Origin of the sequence: Proteus sp. G4415 (genome assembly GCF_963896075.1) — a bacterium.
Classification (GTDB): domain Bacteria; phylum Pseudomonadota; class Gammaproteobacteria; order Enterobacterales; family Enterobacteriaceae; genus Proteus; species Proteus mirabilis.
This window is the reverse complement of the sequence record NZ_CAWQOK010000165.1, coordinates 1-19,555: the sequence shown is the minus strand read 5'-3', so window position 1 is coordinate 19,555 and position 19,555 is coordinate 1. Positions and strand designations below refer to the sequence as shown.

16 protein-coding genes are annotated in these 19,555 nt (G+C 39.2%); 8 read left to right on the top strand and 8 right to left on the bottom strand.

The window, feature by feature from the left end:
• Positions 1-112 precede the first annotated feature (112 nt).
• Positions 113-1,810 carry an NAD-dependent malic enzyme gene (locus tag AACU95_RS17820; RefSeq protein WP_004244507.1) on the top strand — a complete coding sequence of 566 codons (1,698 nt, stop codon included), beginning with the start codon at positions 113-115 and terminating at the stop codon, positions 1,808-1,810.
• Positions 1,811-1,944: 134 nt separating this feature from the next.
• Positions 1,945-2,670 carry an outer membrane permeability protein SanA gene (sanA, locus tag AACU95_RS17815; RefSeq protein ID WP_004244506.1) on the top strand — a complete coding sequence of 242 codons (726 nt, stop codon included), beginning with the start codon at positions 1,945-1,947 and terminating at the stop codon, positions 2,668-2,670.
• Here the strand turns inward: sanA and yeiB are convergent.
• The 3 genes from yeiB to AACU95_RS17800 form a co-directional block, all read right to left on the bottom strand.
• Positions 2,667-3,818 carry a DUF418 domain-containing protein YeiB gene (gene yeiB / locus AACU95_RS17810; RefSeq protein ID WP_004247585.1) on the bottom strand — a complete coding sequence of 384 codons (1,152 nt, stop codon included), beginning with the start codon at positions 3,816-3,818 and terminating at the stop codon, positions 2,667-2,669. The genes sanA and yeiB overlap by 4 nt on opposite strands.
• A 9-nt stretch (positions 3,819-3,827) precedes the next feature.
• Complete coding sequence (folE, locus tag AACU95_RS17805) at positions 3,828-4,490, bottom strand: GTP cyclohydrolase I FolE (protein ID WP_004244504.1); 663 nt, start codon at positions 4,488-4,490, stop codon at positions 3,828-3,830.
• Between the two features lie 145 nt (positions 4,491-4,635).
• Entirely contained in the window at positions 4,636-5,805 is a 1,170-nt protein-coding gene (locus AACU95_RS17800) for a YbfB/YjiJ family MFS transporter (RefSeq protein WP_004244503.1), read from the bottom strand.
• Between the two features lie 215 nt (positions 5,806-6,020).
• Here AACU95_RS17800 and moeA point away from each other — a divergent pair, with 215 nt between their 5' ends.
• From moeA to AACU95_RS17785, 3 genes are all read left to right on the top strand, one after another.
• A complete protein-coding gene (moeA, locus tag AACU95_RS17795) occupies positions 6,021-7,262 on the top strand; it encodes a molybdopterin molybdotransferase MoeA (RefSeq protein WP_141192094.1) in 1,242 nt (413 codons plus the stop codon).
• A 5-nt stretch (positions 7,263-7,267) separates the two neighbouring features.
• Positions 7,268-8,035, top strand: a complete 768-nt coding sequence (moeB, locus tag AACU95_RS17790) for a molybdopterin-synthase adenylyltransferase MoeB (RefSeq protein ID WP_036920003.1) — start codon at positions 7,268-7,270, stop codon at positions 8,033-8,035.
• Between the two features lie 256 nt (positions 8,036-8,291).
• Positions 8,292-9,992, top strand: coding sequence for an amidohydrolase (locus AACU95_RS17785; RefSeq protein ID WP_202608875.1), 1,701 nt, complete (start codon positions 8,292-8,294; stop codon positions 9,990-9,992).
• A 63-nt stretch (positions 9,993-10,055) separates the two neighbouring features.
• On the opposite strand, the gene AACU95_RS17780 is transcribed toward AACU95_RS17785, so the two are convergent.
• Positions 10,056-10,520, bottom strand: a complete 465-nt coding sequence (locus tag AACU95_RS17780) for a GNAT family N-acetyltransferase (protein WP_004244499.1) — start codon at positions 10,518-10,520, stop codon at positions 10,056-10,058.
• A 9-nt stretch (positions 10,521-10,529) separates the two neighbouring features.
• Positions 10,530-11,108 carry an LOG family protein gene (locus tag AACU95_RS17775; protein ID WP_004244498.1) on the bottom strand — a complete coding sequence of 193 codons (579 nt, stop codon included), beginning with the start codon at positions 11,106-11,108 and terminating at the stop codon, positions 10,530-10,532.
• A 348-nt stretch (positions 11,109-11,456) separates the two neighbouring features.
• Between AACU95_RS17775 and rhtA the strand changes: the two genes are divergently transcribed.
• Both rhtA and dps read left to right on the top strand, forming a co-directional pair.
• Positions 11,457-12,347 carry a threonine/homoserine exporter RhtA gene (rhtA, locus tag AACU95_RS17770; protein ID WP_004244497.1) on the top strand — a complete coding sequence of 297 codons (891 nt, stop codon included), beginning with the start codon at positions 11,457-11,459 and terminating at the stop codon, positions 12,345-12,347.
• Between the two features lie 277 nt (positions 12,348-12,624).
• Positions 12,625-13,131, top strand: a complete 507-nt coding sequence (dps, locus tag AACU95_RS17765) for a DNA starvation/stationary phase protection protein Dps (protein WP_004244496.1) — start codon at positions 12,625-12,627, stop codon at positions 13,129-13,131.
• A gap of 60 nt (positions 13,132-13,191) precedes the next feature.
• On the opposite strand, the gene dinG is transcribed toward dps, so the two are convergent.
• Positions 13,192-15,300: an ATP-dependent DNA helicase DinG gene (gene dinG / locus AACU95_RS17760; protein WP_004247579.1), complete on the bottom strand. Its 2,109-nt coding sequence runs from the start codon at positions 15,298-15,300 to the stop codon at positions 13,192-13,194.
• A gap of 263 nt (positions 15,301-15,563) precedes the next feature.
• On the opposite strand from dinG, the gene AACU95_RS17755 reads away from it, so the two are divergent.
• Positions 15,564-16,472, top strand: coding sequence for a LysR family transcriptional regulator (locus AACU95_RS17755; RefSeq protein ID WP_004244494.1), 909 nt, complete (start codon positions 15,564-15,566; stop codon positions 16,470-16,472).
• A gap of 120 nt (positions 16,473-16,592) precedes the next feature.
• On the opposite strand, the gene AACU95_RS17750 is transcribed toward AACU95_RS17755, so the two are convergent.
• Complete coding sequence (locus AACU95_RS17750; RefSeq protein ID WP_004252118.1) at positions 16,593-17,972, bottom strand: MmgE/PrpD family protein; 1,380 nt, start codon at positions 17,970-17,972, stop codon at positions 16,593-16,595.
• Positions 17,973-18,042: 70 nt separating this feature from the next.
• The gene (gene purB, locus AACU95_RS17745) at positions 18,043-19,410 is read right to left on the bottom strand and encodes an adenylosuccinate lyase (protein WP_004252122.1); all 1,368 of its coding nucleotides are present in this window, start codon (positions 19,408-19,410) and stop codon (positions 18,043-18,045) included.
• Between the last annotated feature and the right edge of the window lie 145 nt (positions 19,411-19,555).

Below are 19,555 nucleotides of genomic sequence, written 5' to 3'. Positions count from 1 at the left end.
CTCATTTCTAAGCAGAAAAATCATAAAAAAATAACATAAGCTGTACATATTTTTATTATTTTGTAGGATCTACACTTGTCATGTGACTAACTGCCTTACAAGAGTATTTTTCATGGAACTGGAACACGAAAGTAAACGTCCTCTCTATATCCCGTATGCAGGCCCAATCCTGCTTGAATTTCCCCTGTTAAATAAAGGTAGTGCTTTTAGCGAAGAAGAGCGCAGCACCTTTAACCTTCATGGTTTACTGCCTGAGGCAGTAGAAACCATTGAAGAGCAGGTGGAACGCGCTTACCGTCAATATCTTGATTTTAAAAATGATAACGATAAACACATCTATTTAAGAAATATCCAAGATACCAATGAAACGCTATTTTATCGTCTGTTGGAATCTCACCTTACTGAAATGATGCCCATCATTTATACCCCCACAGTAGGTGAAGCTTGTGAGCACTTCTCTGATATTTACCGCCGTGCGCGTGGACTTTTTATCTCTTACCCTAACCGCGCCAATATTGATGATATGCTACAAAACGCCACCAAACAAAACGTAAAAGTGATTGTGGTCACAGATGGTGAGCGTATCCTTGGTTTAGGTGACCAAGGTATCGGTGGTATGGGTATTCCTATTGGTAAACTCTCTTTATATACCGCTTGTGGTGGAATAAGCCCCGCTTATACCTTACCCGTTGTACTGGATGTTGGCACCAATAATCCACAACGTTTAAATGACCCACTTTATATGGGCTGGCGCCACCCACGTATTACCGGAGATGAATATAACGAATTTGTCGATGAATTTATTCAAGCCGTTAAACGTCGTTGGCCAAATGTACTGCTGCAATTTGAAGATTTTGCACAAAAAAATGCCATGCCGTTATTAAATCGTTATCGTGATGAATTATGTTGCTTTAATGATGATATTCAAGGTACTGCCGCTGTGACATTAGGTAGTCTAATTGCGGCAAGCCGTGCTGCGGGGCGTCAATTAAAAGATCAAACTGTCGCTTTCTTAGGTGCAGGCTCAGCCGGTTGTGGTATTGCAGAGCAAATTATTGCACAAATGAAGTCTGAAGGACTAAGCGACGAACAAGCTCGTGCACGTATCTTTATGGTTGACCGTTTTGGTTTGTTAACGGATAAACTGCCAAACTTACTCGATTTCCAAAGTAAGCTTATTCAAAAAAGCGAAACGCTGGCCGATTGGCAAACAGAAACGGATGCAATTTCACTGTTAGAAGTGGTTAAAAATGCTAAGCCAACCATTCTGATTGGCGTTTCTGGTCAAGCAGGACTTTTCACTGAAGAGATTATTCGTGAAATGCATAAGCATTGTGAACGTCCTACCGTGATGCCTCTTTCGAACCCAACGTCTCGTGTTGAAGCGCGTCCTGAAGATATTATTAATTGGACTGATGGACAAGCTCTTGTTGCTACAGGAAGTCCATTTGCCCCAGTCACCTATAAAGAGAAAGTGTATCCTATTGCACAATGCAATAACTCATACATCTTCCCAGGTATTGGCCTTGGCGTTATTGCAAGTGGTGCAAAGCGTGTTACTGATGCCATGTTAATGGTTGCAAGCCGTGCGTTAGCCGATTGCTCGCCTATGGCAAAAGAAGGCGATGGCCCACTATTACCTTTATTAGCCGATATTCAACAAGTTTCACGTTATATTGCTAAACAAGTTGCCAAAGAAGCACAGGTGCAAGGTGTTGCAACGGTCACGTCTGATTCTGCTTTAGAAGAAGCGATTGAACGTAACTATTGGGAGCCTGAATACCGTATTTACAAGAGAACGTCATTCTAATTGAGTTAAAATCATTAGGTTTCATTCTGAAAAGCGCACTATTATCACTAATAGCGCGCTTTTTTCTTGCTTCCCAATTAGTGCTCAAGTAGCCTTTAACCTATTAGAAAACCCTGAGTCATTAAGGCAAGGATATGCTAAAGCGCCTCATTTATCTCTTTTTGACCCTTTTTATCTTAGTTGCGGTGGCATTAATTGCTTGTGATCGCTGGATAGGTGTAAAAACTAGCCCCTATATATTTGAAGATATAGATAAACTACCCGCCAAAAAAGTAGGCATGGTATTAGGTACTGCTAAATATTACACCACAGGCTATCTTAACCAATTTTATCAATATCGTATTCAAGGTGCTGTTAATGCCTATAACAGCGGCAAAGTGCAATATCTGTTACTCAGTGGAGATAATGCACAGCATAGCTATAATGAACCCAATACGATGCGTAAAGATTTAATTAAAGCAGGCATACCGGCATCGCGTATCGTTATGGATTTTGCTGGATTTAGAACTTTAGATTCGGTAGTACGCACAAAAGAAGTGTTTGGAACAGATGGCTTTACTATTATCACTCAGCGTTTCCATTGCGAACGAGCCGTATTTATTGCCCTTGAAAAAGGCATTGATGCCCAGTGTTTTGCTGTTGCTTCGCCGAAGAGTATGTTTAAGGTGCGTGTACGTGAAGTTTTAGCCAGAGCAGGTGCGGTTGTCGATCTCTATATATTAAAACGCGAACCGCGTTTTCTAGGTCCACCAGAAGCAATACCTGCTGTACAAAATATTCCTGATGATATTAAGGGCTATCCGGCGGTTTCACCACAAGAGGTAGAAGCTTTGCCATTAAACAATGGCAAAAACAGTTAAAAGCGTTTTGCTAACCCTGTTGACGAGTGGCGCCACAGCCACTCGATTGGCCCTTGAGAAAAATAGCGTAACCACGTTACGGCAAAGATAATATTTATCACCCAAATAGCCATCACAAATAGCATAAGCTGCAATAAGGTAAATTGGTTAAATAACCCCATCCGCTGGAAAAGCGTTGTGCCAATAATACTCTGTAGTAAATAGGTGGTAAGCGCCATTTTCCCCACACAACGTAAAGCATAGGCGATAAAACTGTGTTGAATATAAGGCCATGCCCAATAGAGTAAAGCAATATAACCTAAGCTTTGAATAATTTGGATCACCATGGTGATAGGCTGAGCCACTACCGCAGACCACATATAATGCCAATCTAAATAATAATCGGTAATTACAAGCGTCCCTTGGAAAAGTAAACTTATGACTAAAAAACAAACCGCTATCAAACCATAATGAGACTGTGAATAGCGTCGTTGTAACCAACCGGATGCCATTAACGCCGCCCCCATTAACATGGCGCCAATTAAAAACCAACTATATTGACGAACTAAATTAAAAATAAAATCACTCAGTTCATCTAATCGCCAGTAGATACTATTTATATAGCTTCCGGTTTTCCAATTAGTCTCTATCATGGCGGAATAGTCAGAGCTATACCAAACTATTTCAACAAAATCACGATAGTAATAAAATAAAAAAGCTAAAATAATCGCGCCAAATAAATAGAGCAGCAGCCCAAGGATGAATTGCCGCTTAATAGGTAATGCTTTAATAAAAAAGAGAACAAATAATCCGCAAATACTATAAGGAAATAAGATATCCCCTTCCCATAGTAATAGGGTATGAATAATACCGATTAATGCCAGAATAATTAGGCGAGATACGTTCCAAGCAACAGAGCGCTGTGATAATAAATAAAGTGTTCCGCCAAATAACAGCGCAAAAATAAACAGAAACTTTCCTTGGGTAAATAAATTTAGCCCCATCCAAGTAAGTTTGTCCGCAAAAGTCGCCTCTCCTGAATGCATAGGATTAAATGAGGCAACTCTTAATAAGGCAAAACCTGAGATATTGAGTAATAAGATGCCAAGGATCGCTATTCCTCTCAACGCATCTAAAGCGTCGATGCGTTGACGTGAATTTTGTTCCATTTATTCATCTCAAAGATGGCGTACAGCACGCAAAAACTCTTGGCGAGTATTTTGGCTAGATTTAAATAGTCCACCTAATGAGGTTGTGGTGGTTGCACTGGTTGCATCACGAATGCCTCTTGCTTTTACACAATAGTGAACGGCATCAATAGAGACAGCAACGTTTTTCGTCCCCAATAGCGTTTGTAAGGCAATCAATATTTGTTGCGTTAAACGCTCTTGCACTTGAGGGCGCTGTGCGAAGAACTGCACAATACGGTTAATTTTTGATAAACCAATCACTTTATCTTTAGGAATATAAGCAACCGTTGCTTTACCATCAATAGTGACAAAATGGTGCTCACAAGTACTGGTTAATGTGATGTCACGAACAGTGACCATTTCATCAACCTGCATTTTATTTTCAATCAGGGTGATTTTAGGAAAGTTGTGATAATCCAAGCCTGAAAAAATTTCATCAACATACATTTTCGCAATGCGATGTGGCGTTTCCGCTAAACTGTCATCACTCAAATCTAGGTTTAACAATTTCATCACTTCCGTCATGTGATGTTTAATTTGTTGTTTACTCTCACTGGGTGAAAGTTTTGGCTCACGAAGAGGCGTTTCCAAACCACGCTCCACTAACGCGGCATGTACCCATTGCGCCTCTTTACTTAATGTTGATGACATTGGACTCTCCGATAAACACATTAATTAAGTCTCTGTTACCTAATTCAACGATAACCGTTACACTTTAGATGAGCTGAATCACATTATCCAGCAATACTGCATTTTTGGTTATGAAATTATTGCTTTTTTGTCATTTTTTATTGTTTTACCCTTTATTGTTTTCTTTCATACAAACCAAAATACCGCCGATGATCAATATCACAAAGGCGACATATAATGCCGGCTCTAGTCTTCCCGTTAACGCCGTTGAAAGGAAGGAAACCAGAGGCCCAACTAGCTGTCCAATAGCATAAAATGTTGTTAATAATCCTGCCATATAACGAGCATGATCAGGTGCCAACTCTTTACCACGTAAAAATGCCAATTGCACCGCACACATTAACCCTCCCCCCACTAAAAATGCGCCAATAGCAAGACCTGTAATTGTGGGTAGCCATTCGGCAATGATGATCCCCAGTGCTTGCAACCATAGTGTTATCGCCAATCGTAATTGTGTATTAAGGACATTACGTGTCAGTATCGCGATCCCAATACATAAAGCTGCGGAAGCACCAAAAATAGGCCAGACAAATTGAGCAACTAAGCTACCGGGAAAACGTTCCGTCGCCATTTGAGATAAAAAGGTTGCAGGTAAAATATAACCAAAGCCCGCAAAGGTATAACCCCAAATCAATTTTTTCATCGCCGGCGTTAAGATAAGTGGCTCTACTTTGACTTGCTCACGATTAATTGACCAAGGTTTGGGTAAATGATAGCTCACATAAATTGCACAAATAAATGCCAACACACCGTAAATCAACCAACCTGTTGTCGCACTCATCTGCCACTTGAGAATGAATACCGCAAGAAGGCCACTAATAAAGATCCCCGCCCCTGTTCCTGCATAGACTGCCACACTTAATGCCGGGCGATTTAAACGGGCTAATACTTCATTTGCCCACGAAGCAACGAGCACTAATGTCCAACCGCTTGCCCAACCAATAAAAAAACGGGCAATACTATGAGTTAAAGCATCATTAAGTACCGCACTAAGCAGTGTAATGATCACCGCTCCCCATAATCCCCCCCAAAGCCGATAGCCCACACCTTTAGTTGCTTTCATCGCATCATATGAACCAGCTAAATATCCTAGATAATTAAATGCAGCAACAATACTGGCACTGGTTAATGTCAGTTGTGTGTCCGCAATCATTAGCGGTACTTGAGGCGTAAAAGTAAAACGCCCTATCCCCATAGCAACAACTAAAGCAAGGAAACCACTAAAAGCGATATGAAAGGCTTGTGCTGAATGGCTTGGGTGGGTTGAGGTATTCATAAGGCTCCATTGTATTGATGTTATTTATTACATTTAAAATACAACAATATTATTAACACATTAACTAACAGTTTTGTTTTAAATAGTTAACATTTTATGTTGAGTAATATTTTCTTTTTTTGCTGATGAGATGATCGCTAACATGATGTGCTTCATCGTGATAGATTAGTATCATGAAATAAAACAGAACATTTCGATAGATTTTGGAGTATACAATGAGTCAATGTCAGGTTAGCGGTTTGTTATCCCTTGATGAGGCGCTAGAAAAATTACTTGAAAAACCGGTGGCAATCACAGATACCCTTAGTATCCCTTTGCATAAGGCAGCAGGTTATATCTTAAGTGAGCACATCACTTCACCACTCAATGTACCTCCTTTCGATAATTCTGCCATGGATGGTTACGGTGTACGTTATACGGATCTAAACACTCAATCTCCTTTACCTATTGCAGGCAAAGCGTTTGCTGGAGTCCCTTTTGAAGGTGAATTACCACAAGGACAATGTGTTCGTATCATGACCGGAGCCATGATACCCGCAGGTGTCGATACCGTTATTATGCAAGAAGAAACACAAGTGACTGACAACGGTATTCTTTTTCCACATCCGGCCAAGCTTGGACAAAATATTCGTCGTATTGGTGAGGATATAAAACAAAACGATATCGTCTTAGCCGCAGGAACAAAACTTTCTACAGCACAGTTACCTCTTATTGCTTCACTCGGTATTGCCAATATTAATGTTTACCGCAAATTAAAAGTGGCCGTATTTTCAACGGGTGATGAGTTGCAAACTATTGGCCAACCATTAAAAGCGGGGCAAATCTATGATACTAACCGCTTTGCCGTACGCTTAATGTTGGAAAAATTAGATTGTGATGTGCTTGATTTAGGCGTTATTCCAGATTCGCCAGAAAAACTGCGAGAAACTTTTAAAACCGCTGATGCACAAGCGGATTTAGTGATTAGCAGTGGCGGAGTTTCTGTGGGTGAAGCGGACTATACTAAACAAATTTTAGATGAAATAGGCGAAATTGGTTTTTGGAAATTAGCCATTAAGCCAGGTAAACCTTTTGCTTTTGGTCGCTTACATAATGCTTGGTTCTGCGGATTACCGGGTAATCCTGTCTCAGCAACAGTGACATTCTACCAATTAGTACAGCCTTTAATTGCCCGTTTATCTGGTTTTAGTCAGTGGCGAGCACCACAGCGTTTCCATGCTAAAACCCGTTCACCATTAAAAAAATCTGCCGGTCGTCTGGATTTCCAACGCGGTATCGCCAGTATTAATGAAAATGGTGAATGGCAAGTAACAACGTCGGGACATCAAGGCTCTCACGTATATAGCTCCTTTAGTGTTGCAAACTGTTTTATCGTCTTAGAGCGAGAGCGTGGTAAAGTTGCAGCGGGTGAAACCGTCACTATTGAGCTATTTAATCCTCTGCTAAAAAGCGAATAGTGTTTATGAGTATAGAATTAACCGATGAAGAAACGCTGCGTTATAATCGCCAAATTGTGTTAAGAGGCTTTGATTTTGACGGTCAAGAAGCACTGAAAAGTGCTTCTGTATTGATTGTCGGTGTTGGGGGATTAGGCTGTAGTGTATCGCAATATCTCACTGCCGCAGGTGTTGGCAAACTGACACTATTAGATTTTGATACCGTTTCACTGTCCAATCTTCAACGCCAGATCCTGCATCGCGATAGCACCATTGGTCAGCCGAAAGTTTTATCAGCTAAAACAACATTAAACGCGATTAATCCCCATGTACAGATAGATACGGTTGATGCACTACTTGAAGATAAAGCACTGGCTGAATTAATCAGCCAACATCATCTGATAATGGATTGCACAGATAATGTCACTATCCGCGAACAACTAAATCGACTGTGTTTTATGCAGAAAAAACCCTTAGTATCTGGTGCAGCAATTCGTATGGAAGGCCAAATTAGCGTCTTTACCTATCAAGATGATGAACCTTGCTATCGCTGTTTAAGTCATCTTTTTGGTGATAATGCACTCACTTGTGTTGAAGCGGGTATTATGGCCCCTGTTGTGGGTACTATTGGCACTTTACAGGCCATTGAAGCCATTAAATTACTCACTGGTTATGGCGAAACTTTACATGGCAAAGTATTAATATTTGACGCTATGCGGATGCAATTTCGTGAATTTAAGCTACCTAAAAATCCACACTGCGATGTATGTGCGGCTAATTTACCCGATAATTGACCCCTTCTAATATTTTAATAGGGTAAGTAGCTATCGGTTCTGCTTACCTTATTCTCTTCCATATAGTGGTATTCTATACGGTTTATCCTATTATTTTCGCCCGTTGATAAAACAGTTAGTTAAATCAATGTAACACGCAGGTAGTATTGAGCGTCATTTAATTCTAATATGACCGCCCGCATCAAAACTTCATAGGATGCCCAATCAGTATCGAAAATTAGCCATCATCGCCAAAAAAGCTATACAAGGTAGAAGAATGACATTTCAAATTACAGACACACTCTATTATAACGGCCTAATCTATACCGCTGATAATAGTAACAATTTCGTCGAAGCTATCGCTGTTTCCCAAGGCATTATTATTGCAACAGGCACAAAATCGAATTTACTTGCTTACTGTAATGAAAAAACACAGCATATCGATTTACAGAAGAAAATGGTGATGCCCGGCATTATTGATGCTCATATGCATCCATTTTGGGGGGGAGCCACATTAGCAGGTTGTCACCTTGATTACCTCTCCTTAACAATCGATGAAATTCTATCGCGTATCCAACGCTATCTTGATGCTGATCCCATCGATAGTGATACAGCTTGGTTGAAAGTGTCAGCATGGTATCGTGAAGGGATGCAACCGGAAGGGATACAAATGACGCGTTATCACCTTGATAGCTTAAATACGTCTCGTCCTATCTTACTTTTTTCTGGTGATTGTCATAGCGTATTAGCAAATTCCCGCGCACTAGAATTATTAAATATTACGGCTGAAACCCCCGATCCCCCTGATGGCAATATTGAACGTGATGGTGATAGAACACCTATTGGTATTCTTGAAGATGCGCCAGCTATGCAGGCTATTGATAGCCTACCGCCTTTAACGGCAGAGCAAAATCTACAAATCGCACGCCATGTACAAAAGTTGCTCAATCAACAAGGGGTAACGACTATCATGGATGCACGTGTTGGTGAGCCACAATTACGTGCCTTTAATACCTTGCGAGAAGCGGGTGAATTAACGGTTCGTGTTGAGAATGCGGTTGAAATTACCCCTGATGATGTGGCTGATATTGCAGCTATTCCTCATGCTGTACAACAAGCAATAACACGATTCTCTCACTGGCATCAAATCAGCCAAGGCGCGCAACCCAGTGTCGCTATTCGCCATATTAAGCTTTTTCTTGATGGTGTATTACAAGCGCCGATTATGACAGCCCGTTTACACGCCCCTTATCGTATTAATGTCGGTACGGATGAAACGCCTCATTGGCAAGATTCAGAGCATGTTGGCGATCTCTATTTTTCACCTGAAATCTTGACGCCATTAGTCACTGAGATTAGCCGTGCAGGTTATCATCCTCATATTCATACCGTAGCTGAAGGGGCTATTAGTGTCGCACTTGACGCCATTAGTGAAATGCGCAAAGCCTTGCCAGAAAAAGATATTCGCCCCGGCCTTGCGCATAACGAATTAATGTGTGAAAAAGATTATGCGCGCTTTGCCCAATTAAATACCTACCCTTTTCTCTCCTTTCAATGGGCTGGCGTAGAGCAACATAATATTGATAAAGATCTTGAAATGTTAGGCAAAGCACGTTGCCAATATCTAGAAACCGCCGGTAAATTTATTGATGCGGGAGTGACTGTCGCATTTGGCAGTGATTGGCCGATTGATCCATTAAATGAGTGGTATGACTTTAAAGTTGCCATGACTCGACAAAAAGATCCCTCTCAGCCACGTTTAGATAATGATCGCAATCTCACCTTAATCGAAGTATTACGAGCCGCCACCATCAATGCCGCTTATGCACTAGATATGGATAAACAGATTGGTTCATTAGAAGTAGGGAAATTCGCCGATTTTATTGTCTTAGATAGAAACTTGTTTGAAATATCGGCAGAAGATATTGAAAATGTCAGGGTATTGTGTACGATAATTGCGGGGAAACCCACAATTTAGCTGAATAACATAATTAATAAACCCGCACTCAGCGGGTTTATTTTTGCCATGATTAAGCGAAAATTACAAAGCAATACCCATCACGGTACTGACTTCTTTTAACCCTTCTCGCTGATAAAAACGTTTAGCATCGGCATTTTCAGCCAATACTGAAAGCTCTAGGTGGGTCATTTTTTGTTGTTTAGCCCACGCCTTCATGGCATTTAGCAACAATGCCCCTGCCCCTTGTCCACGAACAGAAGGGTCAACAACAATATCAAAAATATAGGCATATTTACGCTGTACTAAACAGTTAAATAGCGGTGTCTCTTGTATTTGGGCAATAGTAAAACCGACAATTTTCTGTTCTAACTCAGCCACTAACAGATGAAATTTATCATTTTTAATGCCATTAATAATAAATGCTTCATCTTGTTTACCCGGTTTTAATCTTTCTGGCTGTAATTTCGCCATCTCAGCAAATAAATAGCCATACAGGGTATTAATCTGCTCAACATCAGAAAGTACAGCTTTTCTTATGGTTATCATGCTCTACCTTTATTTATCGTAGGTTTTAATCGAAGGGGCAATATAACTTTCAAATTTATCTAATAACTGGATAGGTGATTGCTCAACAATCGCCATATGACGATATTTTTCATGTAAGAATTTTTCATCTACCATTTTATCTATCATAGCCAGTAATGGCTGATAAAAATCATTAATATTAAATATACCTAATGGCTTTTGATGAAGGCCTATTTGGCTCCAAGTAAACACTTCACTGAACTCTTCTAATGTGCCAAAACCCCCCGGCAGTGCCACAAAGCCGTCCGCGAGTTCAATCATTTTACTTTTACGTTGGTGCATAGTTTCAACGACATGGAGTTCTGTCAGATTTTTATGTGAGATTTCACGCCCTTCTAATAGCGTTGGGATCACACCAATAACTTTACCCCCTTCCTGTAAAACGGTATCCGCGAGCGTGCCCATAATTCCTACACTGGCACCACCATAAACTAAAGTGATATTACGTTTAACCAGCTCTTTAGCAAAAAGAATCGCTTGTTGTTTATAAATTGGTGAAGCGCCTAAACTTGAACCACAATACACGGCAATAGACTTTATTTTATTCATTTTTAATTCTCTTTAGCTAGTTAAAACGAGTGAAAAATTATACTGAACCCCTCAGTTATAAAAAAGGTCAAAAAAAATTATTTTATCGCTTTTATAATATATCTCTCTGTTTGTTTTATTAATAATACACATTTAATTTGATTGTTTTTATTCATCCTTACTGTATTTTCCAAATATATTTTAATATTATTAAACTATCCCTAAACTAAAATAATTTAAGTTGTGTTATTAATAAATAATTAATAAATAACTATATTAAAAATCACAAATTTACTTTATATTATGTGATCCTTTGTTATATAGGATAACAGAGTACTCAACGCTTTACTTTTGACGAGGTTTTTCAGGATGTTGTCAGCCAGACACTCAGCTAAATTACAGGTGTTCTACCCTGTGCTTCTTTTGCTTCTTTCTATGCTATCAATACAAAGTGGCGCATCATTGGCAAAAAGCCTGTTTCCTGTTATTGGCGCCCCCGCAGTCACAGCATTACGCCTTTTTCTAGGTACTCTGATCCTGTTTTTTATTTTTAAACCATGGCGTCTAAGCTTTTCTCGTAGTGCCATAATGCCACTATTTTTATATGGTTTATCATTAGGGGCAATGAACTACTTATTCTACTTGGCTCTTGAAACTATTCCATTAGGTATTGCAGTAGCACTTGAGTTTACGGGACCGCTTGCGGTAGCGATGTTTTCTTCACGCAGAGCAATCGATTTTTTATGGATAATCTTAGTGATTGCTGGATTAGGGTTATTACTGCCGATTGGGGATAATATTCACGGACTCGATCCCCTAGGCATTTTATATGCATTAGGTGCGGGTGTCGGTTGGGCATTGTATATTGTTTTCGGACAACGTGCAGGAAAAGGCTATGGCGCAGCGACAGTTTCTATTGGCTCACTTATCGCCGCCTTTATCTTTTTCCCTATTGGTATGCTACAAAGTAGCCCTGAGCTAGTTTTTAGTTGGTCTATATTACCTATTGGATTAGCTATTGCGATTTTATCTACCGCTTTTCCTTATACTTTGGAAATGATTGCACTTACCCGTTTACCGGCAAAAACCTTTGGGACATTGATGAGTTTAGAGCCTTGTATGGGGGCTTTTATTGGTATTATTTTCTTACATGAACATTTAACGTTAATACAATGGGTTGCGTTGGCATTTATTGTGTTAGCGTCAATTGGTTCCACTGCAACCATGAAAAGAAAAACCAAAATTGAAAAAGTAGAATAAATATTTATACAGTTTAACTTATTAATAAATAAAATATTAAATGAAAAGAGATCAGTTGATCTCTTTTTACTTATTAAATAATAACTTTACTTCCCTAACATTGCTATTTTAAGCATATTGTCTTATTCTAAATAGGCTATTTCGATAGATGACATTTTTATTAGTAATGCCCTATCAATTTAATAGTAGCAAGCGATAAGACTAACCATTAATAATCCACTATCATAATTAACAGAAATTAAGATATTGAGTTATTAATTATTTAGGGAGAACGATTATGAGTACTGCTAAATTAGTCAAATCCACACCTTCAGCCCTGCTTTATACCCGTAATAATGTTGATGACAGTGTTAAACTGCATACTATCGAACTACTGCAGCAAATGGTGACTCAGTTTATCGATTTGTCTCTCATTACCAAACAAGCACACTGGAATATGCGCGGTAGAAACTTTATTGCCGTACACGAAATGGTAGATGGTTTCCGTGATACCATCAATGAACATACTGATGAGTTTGCTGAGCGTTTAGTACAATTAGGTGGCACAGTCCTTGGTACACCACAAACTGTCAGTAAAAAAACACCTTTAAAAGCCTATCCACTCGATATTCATGATGTGCAAGATCACCTTAAAGCATTGGCTGATCGCTATGCGGTAGTCGCTAATGATATTCGTAAAGCGATTGATGAAGTTGAAGATGAAGATACTGCTGATATGTTTACCGCAGCATCCCGTGATCTAGATAAATTCTTATGGTTTATTGAAGCAAATATTGAAAACTAATTGCTTACTTAATCACATGTTTCTTACTGAAAAGGGCTACCAATATAGGTAGCCTTTTTATTATTCTGTTTTAGGTATATCTGGCTGATAAATAGGAAAGACAGGTAGCGCGGTTAATAGCCGTGAGCCGTAGTTTTTCGTTAATAAACGTCTATCATAAATAACAACTTCACCATGGCAATGATGGCTACGAATAAGACGCCCAACTTGCTGGATCAAATTAAATGATGCACTTGGTAAGCTTTGCACTTCAAAAGGATAACGTTTCAGTGATTTTAACCATTCCCCTTCCGTCACAATAACCGGATCAGTAACAGGTGGAAAAGCAATTTTATGAATATGTACTTGCGTTAAATAGTCACCTTTTAAATCTAACCCTTCAGCAAAAGATTGTAGCCCAATTAATACACTATTATCACCCGCATCAATACGCTTACAATGTGTCTCCACTAAACGATAACGCGGTTGATCTCCTTGGACTAAGAGACTCAAACGTAGATCTTTAACTTCCTCTAAAAAACCTTCCATCGCCCGTTGACTACTAAATAATACTAATTGCCCTCGATGGTGGTTTTCTACCATTCCTTGACGAAAATAGCGTGCCATCTCTTTTAAATGCGCTTTTTCATTCGCCATTGTCGGTTCATAACGCATTTTAGGGATAACGAGTTTCCCTTGCCTTTCATGTGTAAAAGGCGATGACAAGGTAATAAAACGATCATCAAAGTGTTCGCTTAGTCCTGTAAGCTCTTGAATACGCGAAAAACTGTTTAATGACCGTAGTGTGGCAGAAGTGATCACCACATGAGGAATATTTTTCCATAATAATTGTGTTAACTGTTCACTAACGCGAATACCAGCACAATGTAAATAGAGATGTGACTGCTTTTTATCATAACGACGAGTAAGCCATTTCGAAACGGGTGCTTTTGATGTCTGCTCTAATGTCGCAAGTCGCCATAGTTTTGCCATATTTTCCAGATAACCAACCATTCGGCTAGTGGTTAAAATCGCGCGATGTAAACGTACAACATCTTCTTTTGCTGTTCGCTCAGTTAAGTCGTTAAGAATCGACTCACCTAACATTTTTAAACCATCGGTTAGCTTAAATAAATCTTGGCAACATAACAGTAATTGTTCAGGTAATTGACCTAAGGGAAATAAATATTCATCATTTTCACTGCGCTCAGGCAATAACGCGCGGGTAAAATGTTCAACGTCTTGATAGGCTTCGCGCATTTTTGCAATATGAGCATCAAAACGAATGGGATCGGCTAATTTGGGTGGTTTGACTGGGATAAATTGTGCTAAATATTGGCTGACATGACGAGTCATATTATCAAGTTGCATATTTAATGCCGATAAGGTTATTTCCCCTTCAACTTCAAGCGCATCTCTAGCAACATCAGGAATATGATGCCCTTCATCTAACACTAATAAGATATTTTTTGCATCAGGTAACACCGATTCACTTTCCATCGCAGCCATCACAAGAGCATGATTGGTGATAACCACATCAACTTCGTCTATTTCTCGACGGGCCAGAAAAAAAGGACAGCGATGATAGTATTGGCAATTACGACCTAAGCAATTCATTTTATCTGTGCTAATCTTGCGCCATAAACTATCCGTTAATGCTCGTTTATGGTGATCACGCAAACCATCCCAACCAAAGCTGGTAAAATCGTGCTTTAACTCTTGGCAAATCTCCCTTTCCGCACTGGTTGCGACATCAACTTTATCTTCCAGCAAGAACATTAAATCAATTTGCTCACCTTCTGTTGCACAAATTGCCTCTAAATTACGGGGACATAAATAACGACCTCGCCCAAAAGCCCCAGTAAAAGTCAGGTCTGGAATAATTTTTTTTAGTAAAGGCAGATCTTTGCTGTAAATTTGATCTTGTAGCGCCACATTCGCCGTACTGATAATCAGTGGTTTTTTCTCTTCCCGACTGATAGCAATACCAGGAATAAGATAAGAGAGTGTTTTACCTACTCCTGTAGGCGCTTCAATAATTAGATGTCGCCCCGTTTCATCAGAAAATGTCTTCGCAACTTCAGCAATCATTTCGCGCTGAGGCGCTCGTGGAATAAAGCCTTCAATATGCTCAGGTAATGCTTTATACCATTGGCTGATTTGCATTTTTACAGATTGAGAAAGGGACATAACTACTCTATTTGTCATTAAAATAAGCGTTATTGTCGCATAATACTGTATAAAAATCAGTAGTCAGCTGCACTTACTCGCCTTTTTCATCAAATACTGCGTAACCCTACGAATTTATTGAGCGGTGTTATAGATTATTGATCCAACTCTTCATAGTATGAAAGAGAGCGGTATGCCAATTAAAAAGAACTTTATTAACCTTTATAAAAATAATACCTCTTGCGTTTTATTTCGCACCACAACACCAATTAAGAGATAATAAAATGACTTCTGCAAAGCGCCCTATTTTTAATTTAGAGTTAGACCTACTCAGAACTTTTGTTGCTGTTGCCGATGGTTCCACCTTTGCCGCAGCCGCTGAATCAGTTTGCCGAACACAATCTGCAGTCAGCCAACAAATGCAACGCCTTGAGTCATTAATAGGTAAAGAGCTTTTTGCTCGACAAGGGAGAAATAAAACATTAACCGAAGCAGGCACTCAACTGCTTAATTATGCTCGGCGGATTTTGCGCATTAATGATGAAGCATGTTTATCTTTATTGCATGAAGAAATTGATGGAATATTAAAGATTGGCTCTCCCGATGATACAGCAAACACAATCTTACCCGATCTACTTGCTCGTTTTTCAGGTGCTTATCCTCGTTTAATTATGGAGATTATTGTTAAACGTAGCCCTTTTTTAATGTCAATGTTGGAAAATAATGAGGTCGATTTAGCCATTTCTACAGAAGAGCATGTCGGTTACCCTAAAATTGTCTTACGCGTATCGCCTTCGTTATGGTATTGCGGTAAACATTTTAGATTTGATCTTGACGAACCGTTACCTTTAGTGGTTCTTGATGAACCAAGTACTTACCGTGATATGATGATAAATCACCTTGATCAACAAAATATTCGCTGGCGCATTGCCTATATTGCCACCACCTTATCTGGTGCCAGAGCGGCCGTTCGTGCTGGTTTAGGTATAATGGCACGCTCTATCGAGCTTTCTGGTGATGATTTACGTATTTTGGGTGAAAAAGAGGGATTACCGCCATTACCTGCTATTCGTTATAACCTTTATCTTAATGCCAATAGCCCGAGTAAAGCAGCTCAGATACTATTTGATTCATTAAAAAATGAGCAGAATGAAGTCATTAATCACGCAGATATTACCCTTCAAAACCACTAACTCATTAAGGAGACAAAAATGGCACTACAATAAATTGTCAGTGCCATTTATCAGGTGCAACTCATTTAAACAAAAGGTATCAGATTCATTATCTTGTCCCTGTGGATGCAGATAAAAGAGTTATGCCTCTACCCGTAATAATTGTGTAAGTAATGAAATAGGTATATTTTCAAAATTCATTATATTTTCAATCAGTTGATCAGCTTGTGTCTTTTTCATTACACACTTGGCATTATCATAAAACTTCGCTATTACATCCGTATCAACCATCGGATTTTCAGGGTTACCATACTGAATATCGATCCTTTCAGTTAATTGTTGCCCATTTTTCAATCTAACAAAGATTAATCCAGGAAAATAGCTCGGAAAGGGAATTTCATTTTCTGATGGATAACGATAGCTCACTTTTTTCGCCAATAGTTGGATATCGTTACGCTGTAAGTTTTCCGCTGAAAGCGATGATAAAGTTAACGCATTATCCAAAAAACCAATAGCAAATAACCAAGGTAAGCTAAATTTTGCCCCATAAGCTGTTTTTGGCGCCCATTTTGTTTCGAGTGGCTCACAAATTAATGCAGCAGCAACTGGATCAATCACACATTCTACTTGTTCAATTTCTTCCGCACTGATCCCTCTTTTAAGTAAACGACGTCCACAATCAACAGTAGCATGAGCAAAATGGCAAACCGGATAAGGTTTTATTGAAACATTTAAAAACTCCCATTGTTCACCTAATCCTTGTGCAACTTGTTCAGGGATCGCTTGCTCGCTGATCCCATGAGTATGATAAATACTGTATCGCCCTTCAAATATTGTCTCAGGCCCAGTCATTCCCCCTTTAGCTAACGAGGCTGCAATAATACCGGATTGAGCGGCCCATCCGGCATGAAAACATTTTGCCGATGAGCTATTAGTCAGATATTCAGCGATACCCGCTGCTTGACTTGCCGTTAGTCCTAACGCATTTACCGCCTGCTGTGACGTAAGTTTTAATAATGAAGCCGCACATGCTGTTGCACCGAAGATCCCAGCAATCGCCGTTGCATGAAATCCACGTTGATGGAAACCACTGTGACTCGCTAAACCAACCCGTGCAGCAACTTCCCAACCAATAACCCAAGCCGTTAATATTTCTTCATTTGAGGCGTTTAATGTTTCCCCTAACGCAAAAGCTATCGGTGTTAATACAGCACTACCGTGAGTAATAGAATCAGTATGTGTATCATCGAAATCTAATGCATGTGCAGCAATACCATTGGCTAAGGCTGCTGCAGTGGTATTAGCTGTCTGCATACTTCCCCAAATGGGGATCTTACCTTGGCTATCGGGTAAAAGAGTAATCCCATGACGTCCTTGTTTCGAGCTAGATTGTGTACTCCCTGCAAGTGCTACACCTAATGTATCTAATAAATGTAATTTGGCTCGAGCTATCAGTTGCGTTGGAAGCTGTGAAAATGTCGTTGTAGTAATAAAATTAGCTACATGCTGACTCAATGTCATATAAATACCTCAATGCTGATAATAACAAAGCCAGTTATCACTGGCTTTTTATGAGATTTCATTCCATCAATTAATCATTTAACCAGCCGGAAGCTTTTGTTTGAGCGACTACACGATCAACTTGCTCAGGAGCATTACCAACATAGGTAGTTGGATCTAGCAAAGCATTTAACTCTTCTTGTGAAATATGGTCACGAATACGAGTATCACGATTAATAGCTTCTACGAAAGTAATCCCCTCTTCTTGTCCAGACATTGACGCTTCATACACAATTTCGTGAGCAGTTTGTTTGCCTGCTTTATCGGACAGAGCAAACATCACACGTTCTGCTAACATAAACCCACCTAAGATATCCATGTTGTGACGCATTTTTTCAACATGAACATTTAGCCCACCTAGTACTGTTTTCATATTATCCAAGATAACAGATAACATCAGACACATTTCTGGCATAATCTTCCACTCCATCTTCCAGATAGCACCATCACGTTCATGTTGATGTTTCATCATATCCGTTAATACAGAAAGATTAGCTTTTAAGGTATTACTTACACAGGCGGCATTTTCAACAATAGCTGGATTGCGTTTATGTGGCATAGTTGAAGAGCCAACTTGCCCTTTACCAAAAGGCTCTGAAAGCTCATCAATTTCATTGTGTGCTAATATTAAGATCTCGTTAGCTATTTTCCCTAACGTTCCACTAATTAATCCAATTAACATACCATATTCACTAAATCTATCACGTGCTGGTTGCCATGAGATTTCCGGTATACCTAATCCTAAGCGTTTTAATACGCGTTTTTCTAATTCATCAGCTTTATCGCTTAAAGAAGCTTTAGTCCCGACAGCACCGACTACACTGCCAACAAATAGACGAGGTTCCACCTCTTTAAGTCGTTGATAATGACGCGCTAACTCTGTCAACCAAATTGCTGTTTTATGCCCAAATGTGATTGGTAACGCTTGTAACGCTAAAGTGCGTCCAACCATAGGTGTATTGCGGTGTTTTTCACTTAAAGAAAGTAATGAACGACCTAATATTTTAATATCACGTAAAAAAGTTTGATGAGCAGCTTTAAGTTGTAGCACTAAGCCTGTATCAATAACATCTTGTGTAGTCGGCCCAAAATGAACATATTCTCCATAATGTTCAGAACAAGCATATTCTAAGCCTCGAATAGTAGGTACTAATGGATGTCGAGTAAGACGAACTTGTTCTAATACATAATCCATATCTAATTTTTCAAGTTTTGCACTCTGTACAATAACCTCAGCCGCCTTTTGAGGAATTAAACCAAGCTCAGCTTGTTCTATTGCTAATGCTGCTTCATAATCAAGCCAATTTTGCATTCTAGTTTTGTCAGAAAAAATAGTTCTCATTTCTTCTGTTGACCATAAGTTTTTTAATAAAACAGAATCAAACACACTAGTTCCCATAATTATTTCCCCTGTTAAAAGAATAATAAAAAATCGTTTTTAAAATAAAACGAGTTGTTAGCTTGTTACTTTATTTATGCAATAGAATTTTAATAAAAACACTTTGATAATTTTAATCTAATTTAAAGAATTTCTAATCAATTGA

Coding starts and splice junctions, on each gene's coding strand:
- AACU95_RS17820 (WP_004244507.1), top strand. CDS start 113: ATGGAACTGGAACACGAAAGTAAACGTCCTCTCTATATCCCGTATGCA.
- sanA (WP_004244506.1), top strand. CDS start 1,945: ATGCTAAAGCGCCTCATTTATCTCTTTTTGACCCTTTTTATCTTAGTT.
- yeiB (WP_004247585.1), bottom strand. CDS start 3,818: ATGGAACAAAATTCACGTCAACGCATCGACGCTTTAGATGCGTTGAGA.
- folE (WP_004244504.1), bottom strand. CDS start 4,490: ATGTCATCAACATTAAGTAAAGAGGCGCAATGGGTACATGCCGCGTTA.
- AACU95_RS17800 (WP_004244503.1), bottom strand. CDS start 5,805: ATGAATACCTCAACCCACCCAAGCCATTCAGCACAAGCCTTTCATATC.
- moeA (WP_141192094.1), top strand. CDS start 6,021: ATGAGTCAATGTCAGGTTAGCGGTTTGTTATCCCTTGATGAGGCGCTA.
- moeB (WP_036920003.1), top strand. CDS start 7,268: ATGAGTATAGAATTAACCGATGAAGAAACGCTGCGTTATAATCGCCAA.
- AACU95_RS17785 (WP_202608875.1), top strand. CDS start 8,292: ATGACATTTCAAATTACAGACACACTCTATTATAACGGCCTAATCTAT.
- AACU95_RS17780 (WP_004244499.1), bottom strand. CDS start 10,520: ATGATAACCATAAGAAAAGCTGTACTTTCTGATGTTGAGCAGATTAAT.
- AACU95_RS17775 (WP_004244498.1), bottom strand. CDS start 11,108: ATGAATAAAATAAAGTCTATTGCCGTGTATTGTGGTTCAAGTTTAGGC.
- rhtA (WP_004244497.1), top strand. CDS start 11,457: ATGTTGTCAGCCAGACACTCAGCTAAATTACAGGTGTTCTACCCTGTG.
- dps (WP_004244496.1), top strand. CDS start 12,625: ATGAGTACTGCTAAATTAGTCAAATCCACACCTTCAGCCCTGCTTTAT.
- dinG (WP_004247579.1), bottom strand. CDS start 15,300: ATGTCCCTTTCTCAATCTGTAAAAATGCAAATCAGCCAATGGTATAAA.
- AACU95_RS17755 (WP_004244494.1), top strand. CDS start 15,564: ATGACTTCTGCAAAGCGCCCTATTTTTAATTTAGAGTTAGACCTACTC.
- AACU95_RS17750 (WP_004252118.1), bottom strand. CDS start 17,972: ATGACATTGAGTCAGCATGTAGCTAATTTTATTACTACAACGACATTT.
- purB (WP_004252122.1), bottom strand. CDS start 19,410: ATGGGAACTAGTGTGTTTGATTCTGTTTTATTAAAAAACTTATGGTCA.